At 46.9% G+C, this 17,661-nt stretch carries 11 protein-coding genes; 8 read left to right on the forward strand and 3 right to left on the reverse strand.

What is annotated here, in order from left to right; all coding sequences use genetic code 11:
- Positions 1-320 precede the first annotated feature (320 nt).
- From ACXIT9_RS11025 to ACXIT9_RS11045, 5 genes are all read left to right on the forward strand, one after another.
- Positions 321-599: a helix-turn-helix domain-containing protein gene (locus ACXIT9_RS11025; RefSeq protein WP_458056283.1), complete on the forward strand. Its 279-nt coding sequence runs from the start codon at positions 321-323 to the stop codon at positions 597-599.
- A complete protein-coding gene (locus ACXIT9_RS11030; protein WP_458056284.1) occupies positions 596-3,880 on the forward strand; it encodes a helicase-related protein in 3,285 nt (1,094 codons plus the stop codon). Before ACXIT9_RS11025 ends, ACXIT9_RS11030 begins: the two co-directional genes overlap by 4 nt.
- Positions 3,877-5,220: an ATP-binding protein gene (locus ACXIT9_RS11035; protein ID WP_458056285.1), complete on the forward strand. Its 1,344-nt coding sequence runs from the start codon at positions 3,877-3,879 to the stop codon at positions 5,218-5,220. Before ACXIT9_RS11030 ends, ACXIT9_RS11035 begins: the two co-directional genes overlap by 4 nt.
- Before the next feature lie 159 nt (positions 5,221-5,379).
- Positions 5,380-5,841, forward strand: a complete 462-nt coding sequence (locus ACXIT9_RS11040; protein ID WP_458056286.1) for a hypothetical protein — start codon at positions 5,380-5,382, stop codon at positions 5,839-5,841.
- Between the two features lie 77 nt (positions 5,842-5,918).
- Entirely contained in the window at positions 5,919-6,461 is a 543-nt protein-coding gene (locus ACXIT9_RS11045; protein WP_458056287.1) for a hypothetical protein, read from the forward strand.
- Positions 6,462-6,730: 269 nt separating this feature from the next.
- Here ACXIT9_RS11045 and hemL read toward each other — a convergent pair whose 3' ends face one another.
- Positions 6,731-8,023 (reverse strand): glutamate-1-semialdehyde 2,1-aminomutase, encoded by a 1,293-nt coding sequence (gene hemL, locus ACXIT9_RS11050; RefSeq protein ID WP_458056288.1) that lies wholly within the window; start codon positions 8,021-8,023, stop codon positions 6,731-6,733.
- A gap of 14 nt (positions 8,024-8,037) precedes the next feature.
- Positions 8,038-9,693 (reverse strand): ABC transporter substrate-binding protein, encoded by a 1,656-nt coding sequence (locus tag ACXIT9_RS11055; protein ID WP_458056289.1) that lies wholly within the window; start codon positions 9,691-9,693, stop codon positions 8,038-8,040.
- A 264-nt stretch (positions 9,694-9,957) separates the two neighbouring features.
- Here ACXIT9_RS11055 and ACXIT9_RS11060 point away from each other — a divergent pair, with 264 nt between their 5' ends.
- Complete coding sequence (locus tag ACXIT9_RS11060; protein ID WP_458056290.1) at positions 9,958-11,316, forward strand: D-alanyl-D-alanine carboxypeptidase; 1,359 nt, start codon at positions 9,958-9,960, stop codon at positions 11,314-11,316.
- Between the two features lie 102 nt (positions 11,317-11,418).
- A complete protein-coding gene (locus tag ACXIT9_RS11065; RefSeq protein WP_458056291.1) occupies positions 11,419-13,302 on the forward strand; it encodes an amidophosphoribosyltransferase in 1,884 nt (627 codons plus the stop codon).
- Between the two features lie 218 nt (positions 13,303-13,520).
- Here the strand turns inward: ACXIT9_RS11065 and fahA are convergent, their stop codons facing one another.
- Entirely contained in the window at positions 13,521-14,795 is a 1,275-nt protein-coding gene (gene fahA, locus ACXIT9_RS11070; protein WP_458056292.1) for a fumarylacetoacetase, read from the reverse strand.
- Between the two features lie 217 nt (positions 14,796-15,012).
- Between fahA and ACXIT9_RS11075 the strand changes: the two genes are divergently transcribed.
- Entirely contained in the window at positions 15,013-17,640 is a 2,628-nt protein-coding gene (locus ACXIT9_RS11075) for a valine--tRNA ligase (protein ID WP_458056293.1), read from the forward strand.
- Positions 17,641-17,661 lie beyond the last annotated feature (21 nt).

A 17,661-nucleotide genomic window follows, 5' to 3' on the forward strand; every position in this document is an offset into this window, starting at 1 on the left:
CCAAACCTGTTTGAGCATTGGAAATTGGTTAAACCTCGGGTAAATTAGAACCAAAGCGATTTATAAACCTGAAAAGTCCGTCTCGGCGGGTGAGAGTTTCACGCATGGTTCTGTGGGAAGTTGAGGGTGAAATTCCATTGCCTGACCCGATTATCGCTCAGTGTAACAAGCCAGCCGCACATTCAAGCACATTTGGTTTTTGCCGACACGCATAGCCCAAACTAAAAAACCAAAAGAGCTTGAATTTTTTCCAACGCACGGACGAGAGAAACAAAAAGAAATTGTATTTTTGACAAATTAGTCCAAACAAACACGACAAGGTGAATTCTTTTGGAGAATATTTACGAAACAGACGAGAACAACTGGGGCTTCCGTTAAGAAAAGTTGCAGCCGAACTTGACATTGACACTTCAATTTTGAGCAAGATTGAGAGAAGCGAACGAGTGGCGACAAAAGAAATGCTCCCAACTTTAGCAAAGACTCTGGAAATTCAAGACAAAGAAATTCAAATAGAATTTATTCAATCGACAGTTTTAAGTGAACTCGGAGACTTGGAATTTTTGGCTGATGGTCTTAAAAACGTATTGAAGAAAATATGAGTACAAAATTTTTTACCAACGAGGAACAGAATACTCTTCTTAAGAAAATAGAAGGTATTTTCAAACATAAAAACATCCATTTCTTAGATGCATTGGTTGGCTACTTCCGTGCATCAGGTTATTTCCAAATCCGTGAATTTGTTGAAAGTGCTCAAGAAATAAGAATTTTAGTAGGCATTAACATTGACTCTCTCGTTTATCAAGCCAACCAACAAGGTGTTTTATTTGACGGTGATGCTGAAAAGGCACAAGAGGAGTTTTTTCAAGAAATTAAAAAGAACATACAAGAAGCGGAATACGATAAAACTGTTGAAGGTGGTATGATTCAATTGATTAAAGACATCACCACTGGTAAAGTAAAAATTAAGATTCACCCCAAACAAAATATTCACGCTAAGATTTACATTTTTAGAGAAAAGGAAAAACACGACCACGGTTACGGTTCAGTTATTACAGGCTCAAGTAATTTGACAGATGCAGGACTTTCTAAAAATTTTGAATTCAATGTTGAATTAAGGGACAATTCAGACATTGATTTTGCAACCCAAACTTTTGATAAACTATGGGAAGAAGCTGTTCCCGTGGATATGGACAGCATAGAAAAGCTTCAAAAGGAAACTTATCTAAATGACAACTACACACCGTATGAAGTTTATCTCAAATTCTTGATTGAGTATTTTGGTAAGAGCATTGAATTTGACCCCAACTCTATTTCAGATTTACCAAAGGGTTTCAAAAGATTATCTTATCAGGTAGATGCCGTAAATGACGGCTTTTCCAAAATGATGAAACACAATGGTTTCTTCTTGTCGGATGTTGTCGGACTTGGAAAGACAATCGTTTCAACTCTAATTGCTAAGAAATATTTTTATACCAATGGTTTTCCAGAACACCGTTCTAGAACTTTAATTATTGTTCCACCTGCATTAAAGGACAATTGGGTTGAGACCATTGAAAAATTCAACTTAGACAATGTAAAAATCATAACAAATGGAAGTCTACACAAAATCAATGATGCAACCATTTATGATTTAATTATCGTTGATGAAGCCCATAAATTCCGTTCCGATACTGCTGGAATGTATAATGAGTTGCAGAAGATATGTAAAACACCAACAAGACGAGGTTTGCCTGACGGCAAAACCGTTCCTAAGCGTGTAATACTTGTATCTGCGACTCCATTGAACAACAGACCAGAAGACATTGCCAATCAGGTTTACTTGTTTCAAGACAGCAAGGAATCAACCTTGGAAACAGGAAATCTTCAACACTTTTTCAGACAACAAATTGATGCATATAAGAAATTGAAAGATGAGCCTGACATCGCCAAAGTTCAAGCTCGAGTCAAGAAGATTTATGAGAAAATAAGAACAAAGGTTATTGAACCGCTCATTGTGCGTAGAACGAGAACTGACTTGATGGCTCACGACTTATACTCACAAGATTTAGAGAAACAAGGAATTAAATTTCCAATAGTAAGGCAGCCAAAGAAAATTTTATATGTCTTAGAACCACATCTTGAAGATTTATATGACAAAACCATTCATGTTCTAAGTCACGAAACCCAAGGTTTAAAGTACAATCGTTACCGTGCTATCGGATTTTTGAAACCGCATAAAAAAAACAAATACAAACAAGCGGATATGATTTCGGCTCAATTAGCCAAAATTATGAAAACGCTTTTGGTAAAAAGGATTGATAGTAGCTTCTATGCTTTTAAACAGTCGCTTTTCAGATTTATGAAAGCTACTGAAGCAATGGTAACTATGTTTGAAAATGGTAGGATTTTCATAGCTCCAAACTTGCCTGTTTCTGATATGATAAACGAGGGCAAAGAGGAAGAGCTGATGGATTTGGTTATGGAGAAATCTATTGAAGACCCAACAATTGATATTTGTGAACCTGATGATTTTGAATATGATTTCTTGCCCGGGTTACAAAACGATTTAAAACTGCTTAAAGAATTATCGGCAGAATGGGAAAAAGTAAGTGAAGACCCAAAATTGGAAGTGTTTATCGAGTATTTGAAAAATACGCTTTTAAGCAAGTCAATCAATCCTGAATCTAAATTAGTATTGTTCTCTGAAAGCAAGGAAACGACAGAATATTTAGAGAAAGAACTTCCTAAACATATTTCTGCGAGCATTCTCTCTGTGGATAGCAAGTCCAGAAAAGACAGAATGCCAACGGTAAGAAAGAATTTTGATGCCAACTTGCCCAAAGCCGAACAAGAAAATAATTACAGCATCATTCTAACAACAGAAGTATTGGCTGAGGGTATCAACCTGCACCGTTCTAACGTGATTGTGAATTATGACACGCCTTGGAACTCCACTCGGTTGATGCAAAGGATTGGACGTGTGAACAGAATTGGTTCAACAGCTGATGAAGTTCACGTTTTCAACTTCTATCCTACTGCTAAAGTGAACAAAGACATTGAGTTGGAGAAGAAAGCCATTATGAAACTGCAATCTTTTCACGCTGCATTGGGGGAAGACAGCCAAATATATTCGCCTGATGAAGAAACCGAAACTTTTGGACTTTTCGACAAAGAAATGGAGGAAGAAAAGGACGAAAAACTGGCTTATTTGATGATGATTAGAGACATCAAGGAAAAAACACCAGGCGTTTTCAAGCAAATCAAAAATATGCCTTTCCGTGCCAGAGTAGGACGAAAAAACAAAGACTTGAATCAAAGTACCATCTGTTATATCAAAGACAGCAAACGTGATGCTTTCATATTAGTAAAAGAAAATGGAGACCAGTCTGACGAACAGGCAGAAACGGAAGAGCTAACGTTTTTAGAAACAGTAAAGATTTTTGAAGCAGAAGTTTTAGAAAAGGCTATTGCGTTGCACTCGAAACATCACGAACAAGTTCAGGCAGGGATACTCTTGTTTTCAGATTTGCTCGAAAAGGAGAAAGCAAAGGATAAAAAGATAGATACCACCCAAGGTCCGAATGAGAAAAAAGCAAATGCATATTTAGATGCAATGCTTAATCTACCTTTGGTTAATGAAGAAGAAAGAGCCTTGATAATAAAGGCTAAAGAAGCTTTGCGTCAAGGTCGTTTTCAAAATCTGCAAAGAGACATCAACAAGTTTCAACGCACTTTGAAAAAATTCCCTTTGAAGCCTGCAATCATTTTGGAAAAAGTAATCGAAATCCTAAAAGGCTACCCTTTAATGAACGAAGAAGCAGAACAGGAATTCGAGAAAAAAATTGTGAGGGTTAAAACCTTGAATCCTGAAATTATTATCACTGAAAGTTTTAGTCAATGAGTCAACATACCAAAGAACATCAAAATATAGAATGGAAAGAGTCTTGGCACAATGACTACTTCAAATGGATTTGTGGTTTTGCAAATGCTCAAGGTGGAACTTTGTTTATCGGAATTGACGACAAGGGCAACACCAAAAATTTGGATAATGCGAAAAAACTCTTAGAAGACTTGCCTAATCAGGTTAGGGATCTTTTGGGATTAATGGTAGATGTAAACTTACATACAGCAAATGGTGATGATTATTTGGAAATTGTGGTAGAACCCTACCCTTTTCCAATCAGCTTACGTGGCAAGTATTATTATCGGTCTGGAAGTACTTTACAGGAATTAAAAGGTGCTGCCTTGGCAAAATTTCTATTGCAACGACAAGGCAAAAAATGGGATGGTGTGCCTGTTCCCAATATTACCGCAGACGACTTAAAAAATGACACTTTTGATTTCTTTCGAAAGAAAGCCACCAAAAGCAAACGACTAGAACCTGAGGATTTAGACGGAACCAATCAAGAACTTTTGGAAAGTTTACAATTGTATCTGGAAGAAGAAAAAATGCTCAAAAGAGCCGCTATTCTACTTTTTCATCCCAAACCCGAAAAATATGTAACTGGTACTTTTATTAAAATCGGTTTTTTTGAAACTGATGACGACCTGAAATTTCAAGATGAAGTAAAAGGCAATTTGCTTGAACAAGCAGAAAAGGCATTGGATTTACTCAAAACAAAATATACACAAGCAATCATTTCTTACCAAGATGGTAGCAGAGAAGAAACATTTACTTTTCCTGAAGACGCAGTAAGAGAAGCTTTGTATAATGCTATTGCACACAAAGATTATAGTAGTGGTATTCCAATTCAAATCAGCGTTTACCCAAACAAAATGATTTTTTGGAATGAAGGACAATTGCCAGAAAACTGGACTGTTGAGAAACTGACTCAAAAACATCCGTCCAAACCACATAATCCTGATATTGCCAACACTTTTTTCAGAGCTGGGTATATTGAATCTTGGGGTCGTGGCACTATCAAAATGATTAATGCCTGCAAAGCACACAAAATAGCTCCGCCTGTATTTTCAAATATTCCACCCGACTTTCAAGTGGAGCTCATTAAATATACCGACAAAGGGCTCACCGAACTTGGCTTGAAAGAAGAATTGAGAAAAATCATCCTGCATATTCAGGAAAACGGAAGCATTTCCAATTCGGAAGTACAAACAGTTTGCAAAGTCAGTAAAGCTACTGCTACAAGGTATTTGGGCGAATTAGAAGCGGACTGGATTGATAAAGTTGGTTCAACAGGCGTTGGAACAATGTACGTTTTTAAAGGGCTCACTAAGGGCTAAAAAATGGATTAAGCAATGGACTCACTAAGGGCTCAAATAGAACAAATAATGCTTGCCGAAAAGACAGGAACCATTGTTTATCAATGGGTTGCAACTTTTAAAAAGGGCTCAATATGGGCTCATTGTACGAGTATTAAAGGGCTCAAAGAATTTTAGACAATGAAGGAAAAAGACTTAAAGCATAGATTACAGCAAACATTCGACTTCTCCATCTGGAAGGAGATTTTGCCTTTGTTTTTCAAAAAGATTGACTATTTCAGTCATCCTGAAAATGTGTTTCCAAATGATGAAAAAGTCATTGACGGAAAACAAATTGGTACGGTAAAACTGGATGACGGAAAGCAATTAGCCATTTTCACAGTTGAAGTGGCTGACAGCATCAGCATTGTTCGCAACCGCCAAGGCTTGCGTGAAATTGCTGCCAAACACATTGACCAAAACATCATTCACGGTGCGTTGGCATTCTTCTTCAATAAAAACCAAGTGGATTACCGCTTTTCTTTCATTGCCAAAGAACCTAGTTTGGATTTCGAAACAGGCGAACTCATTAAAGGTGAAACCAAACCCAAACGCTACACTTACTTATTAGGAAGAAACGAAGTGCTTGTGGTATTTACTTAAGAAAGCGTATTGAAGAACTTTTAAAAAATTTACTCCCAACAAAATATCGGAAAGAGCCATCAAAAGAAGATCCCAATGTGCAGGTAGATAGGAATTTAAACGACTTAATTAATGCTCTAAAACCCTATTGCATAGAAGAAAATATTGATTACACAGACTTAGCGGAACTCAAAACTTACAAGGATGCTATATTAAATCCATTAGCACACAATGACCTAGACGCTCCATTTTACAGAAGAGAATTAAAAATCCTTATCGTAGTTCTCGAAAAACTGGAAAAAATAAAAAGAGGTCAAGTCATTCATCATCCTAATCGAAATATGAATTTCACCTTAATCAAACCAGATGGAACTTTTTTTTCGGTTAGAATGAAAACAAAAGAAAGCGTTGTTTTAATTGAAGAAGACAGTAAACCATTGCGTATTTCAGTTTTTTCAAAATGCAAGGTATCCAGTAAATCAAACAATGGAGCAATTGATGAAAATGAAGAAAACTTTGATACACTGAAAGAAGTCTATGAGGAAATGTGCAACAGGTTTGGAATAGCTCCAGTTCAAGACATTTCAAGATGTTTTGATTATCAAGGAGAGACATTTGACCAAAAAATAAATGCACTATGAAAATGCCAACGCTTCACAGCCACACACATTACCAAGTCGCACCAGCCAACGCTACAACCCAAGCTTGTGAAGGCTTCCCCAAAAAAGGGGAAGCCTTTATACCTATTCCCCCGATAGGGGCGTCAGAGAGAGACGCCCCTACGGGGTTTTTGATAGGAATTGGATAATTCGAATGAAAATAGGCGCCTGTGCCTAACGCAAGCAAAGGAACACATGCGCAGCCGCAAAAGCTAGCCTGCCACGTGCCCCTCAAGCGCCTTTCTCCCGCATTAGCCCTGCAAAGCAGCCAGTGCCGAACGATTCGCCTCGCCGATCTGCTGGATGTGCGCATCGGTAAGCGCTGTGGATAAAAACAAGCTTTCAAACTGCGAGGGGGCCAAGTAAACGCCTCGCTGAAGCATCTCCTGAAAATAACGACCAAAGAGCGCCGTATCCGATTTTTTCGCACTTTCAAAATCATACACCTCCTCAGTAGTAAAGAACAGGCTATACATGCTCCCGATATGGTTAATCGTGTATCGCAAGTTCAAAGCGTCCAGCCCTTTGCGGATCTCCCGCACCACACCTGCGCCTACTTCCTCCAGTCGCGTATACACACTCGGATTTTCATGTAAATGGCGCAGCATGGTCAAGCCCGCAGCCATCGCTATCGGATTTCCCGAAAGTGTGCCGGCCTGATATACAGGGCCTGCCGGTGAAACGTGGTCCATGATCTCCTTACGTCCCCCATAAGCGCCCACAGGCATGCCGCCCCCGATAATCTTACCCAGCGTACACATATCCGGAGTCACCCCGAAGCGCTCTTGTGCGCCCCCCGGAGCTAAGCGAAAACCGGTCATCACCTCATCGAAAATAAGGACAATACCTTCTCGGTCACAAATGGCCCGAAGCCCTTCCAAATAACCCTCTCGAGGTAAAGTTAGCCCCATATTGCCCGGAACGGGCTCCAAAATCAAAGCCGCTATCTCTCCTTTATTCGCCTCCACCAACTGCTCGATGGCCTCCAAATCGTTATAAGGTGCCAACAGCGTGTCCTTCGCCGTGCCCTTCGTCACACCGGGCGAATCTGGATTGCCCATCGTAATGGCCCCAGAGCCGGCAGCGATCAAAAAGGAGTCCCCATGCCCATGGTAATGCCCTTCCATCTTGATAAATTTATCACGACCTGTAAACCCACGGGCCACCCGAATGGCCGACATCGTCGCCTCCGTTCCTGAATTTACCATGCGCACCTTCTCCACAGAAGGAACCATCGCGATGATCAGCTCCGCGATCTCCACCTCCCGGGCAGTAGGAGCCCCGAAAGAGGTCCCGTTTTCCATCGCCCGAATAACCGCCTCCCGGATCAGGGGATGGTTGTGCCCAAGCAGCATCGGCCCCCAGGAATTAATCAACTCGATGTACGCATTGTCATCTTCATCGTAAATGAAGGCACCATCGGCACGCTTGATAAAGATGGGATTGCCCCCGACAGCGCGGAAGGCACGAACCGGAGAATTTACCCCTCCCGGAATGCTGTGCTGGGCCTGCTCAAACAAGGCCTTACTTTTCGTAATCTGCATGAATGCTATAGCTATTATTGAATGACGAGTTCACCTCTCACCAGCCGCACCATCGGCACAAAAGCGTTACTGCGGCTGCCCTGCTGAAAGTCTAATCCCAGGCTAATGCCGTTTTGGAAAAGCCCCTGCTTGCTGAGATTTTGATGCAAATCTAACCCTTTCGAAGGGCTTAAAGTTTCGGAAAGCCACAGGATCATCTCGTAGCCCAGCTGTGCATGCACACTCGGATAGGCCTGATACCGCTCGAAAAACTGCTCCCGGAAATGACGCAACTTCCTGCCCGTCTGCGGAATGGTGTTGTTGCCGAAAAATAAAAATTGACTCTCCGCCTTCATTTCATAGTTGGCAAAAGGGAAAAACAACCAGCTATCCGGTACGATGATGGGCGTCTCGAAGTCGATCGCTTCTACCTGCGCCAGTGTCGGCTGCGCTATGCTGGGATTATCACTTAAAACGAGTATCGCATCCACCTGCACCTCTCGGGACTCGATGCCCAGCCGCTCCAGGAAATTACGCATCCCATTCCCCCGGATTTCCTCCTCCTGGGTCACCCGAATCCCCTTTCTGGCCGCCTGCTGCTTGATCGCCTCCGCTAACTGTTGATCACGACTCGAAGGGCTGTAGGCCAGTGCGATACGCTTGGCCTGTAGCGGGCCACTGAGGTGCTCCACAATTTTGGCAGCGATCGTCCCCACTGCTGGGCGAAAGAGGTACGCCTGCGGATTGTCCTGCACCAGATCATCGAGATTGGATAGGGGATTAATAAAAGGAAGGGCGCGCTGCCGCGCAAAGTCCCCAATCAACTGTGTTTCTTCTGGATAAAGCGGCCCTATCATCACATCTGCCGTCCGCAAATAAGGCTCCTGTAAAATACTGAGTACCTTAGCCGGGTCGCGCTCTGTATCGAAACTCTGCATATTTAGCTTACGCCCACGCTTGCGCTGCTCTTCCACGGCCAGCTGCATGCCCTGCTGCAGCTCAAAAAGAAAATTGTTTCCCGATAAGGCGGCCTTGCCCTTTTCTTCTCCGAAGCTAAAGGGGAGCACCAGGGCGATGTCCAGCTGCTCCCGGTTTAGGGTGGGTTTCACGGGTCCTCCACCCACATTTCCCGCCGCATTCGCTTGTATCTGGCTGAGGGCCTGCGCTTCCTCCGTGCTCATCACCGCTTTTTCTTGTAGCAGCCGGGAAGTGGCAGCCAAGAAGCCTTTATTGCGCTGAAAAGCGCGCATGTTCCCCACCAAACTACTCAGCGGCGCCTGCTGTAAATAGGTAAAAGTGGCCTCTTCGGCGCGAGCATACACCTGCTCGTCGCGGATCAGCTCCACCGCCGTCAAGCCTCCGATGTAGTCCTTCTGCTGGAATTTAAGTAAAGCCTGCAGGTAATGCCACTCGCTCTCCCTTCCGGAAGGGGGTTGTCCAAGTGCTTGTAAGGTGCTGGTAGCCAGACTGTACTGTTCGTTTCGAAAGGCGGCTAGCGCAAAGTGCATGTGCGCATAGGCACTCAGTTGCCCATAAGTGGAGCGATCCAAGTAGGGGCGTAAGCCGTCCATGCCTGCTTTAAAATCTTCATCCAAAATGGCCTGCTTGGCCTCCCGATAGCCCTTTAAGGCATCTTGGGCCCAAGCAAGACTGGGAACCCACAAGCAAAGCAGCAGCACGAGGTGTTTCATACGGTTTATTTTTTTCGAGGTAGGGCAAAAAGCATACCGTTCAAATGGCCCCCGAAGTTACTAAATTTCGATGGATTAGGAAATTTTAAACACATTCCCCCGCTCTGCAGGCCCTGAAACCGGTTTTTTCCACCACCGCCTTGGTATTCTCGCTGCTTCTGGCTTTCTTCGTCTACGCTGCAGGCCTGTTCTTTTAACTCCTTTTAAGGGCTGGCAGCGGAAACCATCTGCTCTTTTCTATCCTACTACTCCTACCTTTACCCTATGGCCGTCCTTAACCGTATTTTCTCTCCTTTTCAGCTCTTGCTGGCCTCCACTTTTTCCCTCCGCCTCCCAGGCATACGCTTGGGGATGGGCCTACTTGCTGCTGTAGCCCTTTTCATCACCTTTGGGGCCTCGGCCCAAAGGCTAACCGAAAAGCGCGTCGCCCGACTGATCGAGGGCTCCGAGCTCCTGCAAGAACATTTTGTCGGCTTCCTGCTGCAGGATGAAAAAGGACGTGTCCTGTATGCCCAAAACCGTCATCGGCACTTTATTCCCGCCAGCAATACCAAGTTGTTCACCCTCTACACGAGTAAGGCCGTATTAGGGGACAGCATCCCCGGAATCGATTACCAGGTGCGCGGCGACAGCCTACTGTTTTGGGGCACAGGAGACCCGAGCTTGTTGCATCCCGAGCTGGATAATGGCCGCGTTTTCCGCTTTTTGCAAGAAAGCCCCTACACGCTCGTTTATGCCCATGCGCCTTTCGAAGGGCTGGAGCCGAGTCCCTGGCGGGCGGACCTAAGTCCCTTTCCGCTCTACGGGCAGCTGGCGGAGGTAGCCTTTCGGGAGGGGCGCCTACAGGTTTTTCCACGTCCTTTAGCCTCCTATCTGGAGCCGGACAGCACCTATTTTCCGCCGGAGTTTCGATTACGCCGTTCTTTAGACGGACGCCGTCTCCTGCTGCCCGCTGCGGGCGAGCCGCAAGGTGAGTTCCGCCAGCGCCTGCCTTTTCCCGATAGCCCGGCATTCACGGCGCAGCTGCTGGCCGACACCCTAGGACGCTCCGTGGGCCTGGTGCAGGAGGCCCGACCTGCGGAGCGAAAGACCTTGTACAGTATCCCTAGCGACAGTTTATTTCGGGCCATGATGCTGCCGAGTGATAATTTTTTAGCCGAGCAGCTGCTGCTGTTAGTGGCCCATGGCATAGGGGAGGAGCTTCGGCAACAGCATGCGCTGGACTTCGGCTTGCAGCACCATTATGCAGGATTTCCGAACCCCCCGCTCTGGGTAGACGGCTCGGGCTTGTCTCGCTTTAACCTGATGACGCCGGAAAGCATCCTTCGCGTTCTAGAACAGCTGGAAAATAGCGTCGGGGGCTGGGAGGCTCTAAAAGTATTCCTTCCGGCCGGGGGCCAAAGCGGCACCTTGAAAAATGCCTATACCCTAGATGAGGGAGAGGTCTTTGTGTGGGCCAAGACGGGGACTTTGCGCCACGCGCACCTCCAAAGCGGCCTGCTAGAAACCCGGAAAGGAAGAAAACTGCGCTTTGTCTTTATGCATAATAATTTTACACGGGAGACAGCAGAGGTGCGGGAGGAAATGGTGCGCCTGATCACGGAGCTGCGCCGCCGCTACTAAAGGGCTGGTGAGAAGCCGGGCGAAAAGCCAAGAGGCCATGCACCAATCCCGGAAATATTATGTTACCTTTGTGCCTGAAACGCATCATTCCCCCTCGTCAACATGAGTGACCAAATCAAACATGAGTGTGGTATCGCCATGCTCCGCTTAAGAAAACCGCTCCAGTATTACATCGACAAGTATGGCTCGCCCTTATATGCCCCCAATCGACTCTATGTGCTGATGCAGAAGCAGTTGAATCGCGGTCAAGATGGTGCGGGTGTGGCCAACATCAAGATTAACACCACTCCGGGAACCCGTTACATCAGCCGCTATCGCTCTGTAGAGCCGAATGCGGTGAATTATATTTTCGATAAAATCCATAAAAAGTACAAAAAAGCCAAAAAGCATGGTGGAAACCGGGCCCTGATGGATGCCGAATACCTGAAGGAGCAGATCGCTTTTTCGGGGGAAGTTTGGCTGGGGCACCTGCGGTATGGCACCCATGGCGAGAATAGCATCGAGACCTGCCATCCTTTTTTAAAGCAGAACAACTGGCGAAGCCGGAATTTGGTGATGGCGGGCAACTTTAACATGACCAATGTGGAGGAGCTTTTCAGCAAGCTGGTGCAGCTGGGCCAGCATCCGAAGGAAAAGACGGACACGGTGACAGTGATGGAGAAGATCGGCCATTTTTTAGATGAGGAAAACCAACGGATTTTCGATAAGTACAAGCATCAGTACACCAATGAGCAGATTACAGGCGTGATCGAGGATGAGTTGGACGTGGCCCGCATTTTACGGCGCTCTTGTCGGGATTTCGATGGGGGCTATGCCATGGCAGGCTTGATCGGGAATGGAGCTTCTTTCGTGGTGCGAGATCCCTCGGGCATCCGTCCGGCGTACTATTATGCGGACGAGGAGATCGTGGTGGTCGCCTCCGAAAAACCCGCTATCAAGACTGCTTTTAATATAGACTATAAGGCCATCCGGGAAATTCAGCCCGGGCATGCCTTGATTATCAATAAGGACGGCTCCTATGGGGAGCATAGCATTTTACCTGCTCGGGAGCGCAAATCATGCAGTTTCGAGCGGATTTATTTTTCCAGGGGCACAGATCCGGACATTTACCGAGAGCGCAAGCAGCTAGGGAGAGCTCTAATCCCACAAATTTTAGAGGCCATCGACTTTGATTTGAAAAACACTGTTTTTTCCTATATCCCGAACACTGCGGAGACGGCATTTTTGGGGATGATCGAGGGTCTAGAGGACTATTTGAGCGCGAAGCGCAAAGAGGTTCTCTTAGAGGGGAAGCCGCACCTAGAGGACTTGGAGGATCTCCTGCACTTCCGCCCGCGGGTGGAGAAGCTTGTGAGCAAGGACGTGAAGCTGAGGACGTTTATCACCAACGATTCAGATCGAGATGTGATGGTGGCGAATGTGTACGATACCACCTACGAGGTGGTCCGTTCGCATGTGGACACCTTAGTGGTGATCGATGATTCCATCGTGCGCGGTACCACCTTGGAGAAGAGTATTTTGACGACACTAGACAAGTTAGAGCCAAGGCGGATCATCATCGTTTCTTCTGCGCCGCAGATTCGTTTTCCCGATTGTTACGGCATAGACATGTCTAAGATGCGGGAGTTTATCGCTTTCCGTGCTACGGTAGCCTTACTTAAGGAGCGGGGCATGACCTCGCTGATGGATGAGGTGTATGAGAAATGCATTGCACATCCTGCACCGACGCAGAATTATGTCAAAGCGCTATATGCGCCCTTTACCGATCAGGAGATCTCGGATAAAATCGCCGAAATTATTACCTCCACATCTATTCAGGCGGAGGTAAAGGTCATTTATCAGACGGTGGAAAACTTAAACCGTGCCTGTCCGGAGCATTTGGGGGATTGGTACTTTACGGGGGATTTCCCCACGACGGGGGGTATGCGTGTGGTGAATAGGGCCTTTGCCAATTATATGGAGGGCAAAGCGATCCGCGCTTACTAGGAGCTGTTCCAGTTCTTTCGGTATTTCGGTGGAAAGTTTATCTCCTAGTCTGATAAAATACGACTGAAAAAAATCGAGTTGTCTAAGAGTCAAAATCCACTTGACCCGCTTCGGGTCCTTGGATACCAACTGGAGCCTGCTTGTTTTTTTGCTGCATCTACTAAAAAAAGGGATGCCCTATTCGGAGGGCATCCCTTTTTAGTAGGATGTTGCGCGCTTTACTCTTTTGCGGGAAGTAGTTCACTGCTTACCTCTCCGAACCCAACGCGTATGCCCTCTTTTTGGGCGAAGCCCTTCAGGATCACGGTATCATGGTCGGCGAGAAACTTACGCTCTCCGCCTTCTTTTAGCTGTACCGGCTTGGTGCCTTTCCAGGACAACTCCAACATGGAGCCATAGCTGTCGGGTGTAGGTCCGGAAATGGTGCCGGAGGCGTACATATCGCCCACATTAATGTTACAGCCATTTACGGTGTGATGCGCCAGCTGCTGGGCGATATTCCAGTACATGTATTTGAAGTTAGAGCTGCACACCTTCGTCGCGGCAGCGTCTTGTGGTCTAATGTAAACTTCCAGCTGAATATCAAAACCATGGGCTGTCTCACACTGCAGGTAGGGCAATACGGGAGGATCCTGAACCGGGCCGGCTACGCGGAAGGGCTCGAGCGCTTCCAGTGTCACTACCCAAGGGCTGATGCTGGAACCGAAATTTTTGCCCAAAAAGGGCCCTAGCGGCACATATTCCCATGCCTGAATATCACGTGCGGACCAGTCGTTAAACAGCACAAAGCCAAAAATATGGTCTTCCGCTTCTGCCGTGCTCACACTATCCCCTAGCTTGGTGGCTTTCCCGGTGATAAAGGCAAGTTCCAGCTCAAAATCCATCCTTCTGCTCGGGCCAAACTCCGGTTTTTCCATCGAAGGGTCTTTGTATTGGCCCTTCGGGCGGTGGATCGGTGTGCCAGAAGGTACGATGGAGGAAGCCCGTCCATGGTAGCCGACGGGGAGGTGGCGCCAGTTGGGCAGTAAAGCATTCTCCGGGTCCCGAAACATGGCCCCGACATTCGTGGCATGCTCGATACTGGAATAAAAGTCGGTGTAATCTTGGATACGGACGGGAAGAAGCATGGTCGCCTCTTTTCTGCTGACCATCGCCTTTCCACGAATTTGATGGTCGCGCAGCGCCTCGTTATCTGCTAAAAGCAGGTCTTGCACCTTTTCCCGTACGCGACGGGTGACGGGCTTGCCCAGCGCGATAAAGGCATTTAGACTGTCTTGCTCAAAAATAGCTTCGGGCAGCTGGCTCAGATCAGAAAAAAAGCCCGCATCGTGTAGCACGGCTAAATCTACGATCTTGTCCCCGATCGCGATACCGATGCGTGGGGACAGGCGCTTGTTTTTAAAAACCCCAAAGGGCAGGTTGTAAATCGTAAAATCAGAGCTTTTAGGGATTTCTACCCAGCTTGTTAATGGGTTTATAGTTGATTCAGTCATGAAGAATAGCTTTTAACAGCAAATTTAAGAAAATCCTTGGATTCCGGGCATTGGTTTTGGCCGAAGGCCAAAGCGCTCCTGCCGGAGTCAAGCGCTGTATAGGGGTGTAATTTCTTCTCCGGATCGCTTTCCTAAGGAAAAGGCTCCTGAAAGTACACATAAAATGGTTAATTCCCTTAATTTTGCGCTTTGAAAATAGGTTTTATACGAGAGAATCATGGCTTTAGATACGAAATACCAACCGGAAGCAACGGAGAACAAGTGGTACGCCTACTGGCAGGAAAAGGGGTTTTTTCGCTCCACGGTAGATCCTGAGCGAGAACCTTACACCGTCGTCATCCCACCTCCTAATGTGACCGGAGTGCTCCACATGGGGCATATGCTGAACAATACGCTGCAGGATGTGCTGGTCCGAAAGGCGCGCATGGAGGGCAAAAATGCCTGCTGGGTGCCGGGGACGGATCATGCCTCCATCGCTACGGAGGCGAAAGTAGTGGCCATGTTAAAAGAGCGCGGTATCGAAAAGAGTAGCCTGAGCCGGGAAGAATTTTTACGTTACGCCTGGGAATGGAAGGAGAAGTATGGCGGCATTATCCTGGAACAGCTAAAAAAACTGGGGGCCTCCTGCGACTGGGAGCGGACCAAGTTTACCATGGATGAGGACCTCAGCGAGGCGGTAATCGACGTGTTTATCGACCTTTACAGAAAAGGTAAAATTTACCGTGGTATCCGGATGGTCAACTGGGACCCGGCGGGCAAAACGGCACTTTCTGATGACGAGGTGATCATGAAGGAGGTGGCCTCTAACCTGTACCATATTCGGTATCAGCTGGTGGATAGCGAAGAGTTTCTAACCATCGCGACGACCCGTCCCGAAACGATCATGGCCGATACAGCGATCTGTGTGCATCCCGAAGATGCCCGTTTCCAGCATCTGCACGGCCGGGAGGTCTATATCCCTTTAATCAAGCGCCGCATCCCTGTCATCACGGACAGCTACGTGGATAGGGAGTTCGGCACAGGATGTTTAAAGGTTACGCCTGCGCATGACTTAAATGATTATGAAATCGGTCTGCGGCATAAATTGCCTGTCATCGATATTTTGGCCGAAGACGGCCGCCTGAATGCACAAGCGGAAATCCTCGTTGGGGAAGATCGCTTCGTGGCGCGTAAAAAAATCGCCAAAATGCTGAAGGCCGAGGGGCATCTTTTGCAGGTGGAGCCTTACACCTCTAATGTGGGGCACTCTGAGCGCACAGATGCCGTGGTGGAGCCGCGCCTCTCCTTGCAGTGGTTCCTGAAAATGGAGGAAATCACTCAGCCAGCCTTCCGAAACGTGATGGAAGATGTGATTCAGCTGCATCCCCCCAAATTTAAAAACATGTACCGCGCCTGGATGGAAAATGTACGCGACTGGTGTATTTCCCGTCAGCTGTGGTGGGGGCATCGTATTCCGGCCTACTACCTCCCGAATGGGGAATTTGTGGTGGCGAAAACCTTGGAGGAGGCGCTCCGCATCGCAGAGGAGACCTTCGGTGAGTCTTTTGCACCCGAAGACCTACGGCAGGATGAAGACGTCTTGGATACTTGGTTTAGCTCTTGGCTCTGGCCGCTCTCGGTTTTCGACTCGAAAGTGTTTGGGGGCGGAGCCCCAAATGAGGAGCTCAAGTATTATTACCCCACCAATGACCTGGTGACAGCTCCAGAGATTTTGTTTTTCTGGGTGGCGCGCATGATCATGGCCGGCTATGAATACACAGGAGAGAAGCCGTTTAAAAACGTTTACCTAACGGGTATCGTCCGCGATAAGCAGGGCCGAAAGATGTCTAAGTCCCTCGGTAACTCTCCGGATCCTCTGGCGCTCATTCGGGATTACGGCGCGGATGGGGTGCGTACGGGCATGCTATTCAGCAGCCCTGCGGGCAATGATCTGCCTTTCGACGAAAAACTGGTGGAACAAGGGCGGAATTTTGCAAATAAAATATGGAATGCCTTCCGCCTGGTAAAGGGATGGGAGGTTCGTGAGACCGCAGAGGTGCAGACTCCTGCCGCAGGTATCTGGTTTGAAAATCGCTTCCAGGCGGCTCTAGCTGAAATCGAAGATCATTTTGAGAAATTCCGCATTTCTGACGCCTTGATGGCCACCTACAAGTTAGTATGGGATGATTTCTGCTCTTGGTACCTGGAGATGGTGAAGCCAGCCTACCAGCAGCCGATCGATCCGGCCACCTATGAGCAGACGGTCGGCTTCTTCGAGCGGGTCTTAAAACTCTTACATCCGTTTATGCCCTTTATCACAGAGGAGCTATGGCATGCACTGCGCGACCGAGCGGAGGGAGATGCCCTGATCGTGGCCTCCTGGCCGGAAAAGGCGGCTTTCGATGCAGCGATTTTGCAGGATGCTGCCCAGATTTTCGATGTGGTTACGCAGGTACGGAACGTCCGGAGTGCGAAAGGAATCTCTCCGAAGGAGGCCTTTGTGCTGACGATCAACACGCAACAAGAAGCGCGTTATACGGCATACAAAGCGATTTTGATGAAATTGGCTAATCTGACTGATGTTCAATTCGGTTCTGAGGTGGCAGGCGCACTGAGTTTCGTGGTGAAGGCGGATGAGTGCTTTTTGCCTTTAGGCGAACAGCTCGACCTGGAAAAGGAGCGTGAGCATCTGGAAAAGGAATTGGCTTACGCCAAAGGTTTCTTGGCCTCGGTTCAGAAAAAACTTGGCAATGCCCGTTTCGTCGCAGGGGCTCCGGAGCAGGTGGTGGCCAATGAACGGCAGAAGCAGGCCGACGCTGAAGCTAAGATCAAAGTCCTGGAGGAAAGCTTACAGAAACTTTCTTGACCGGAGTTCAGGTTGTTTAAC

It is taken from the genome of Nitritalea sp., assembly GCF_054166705.1.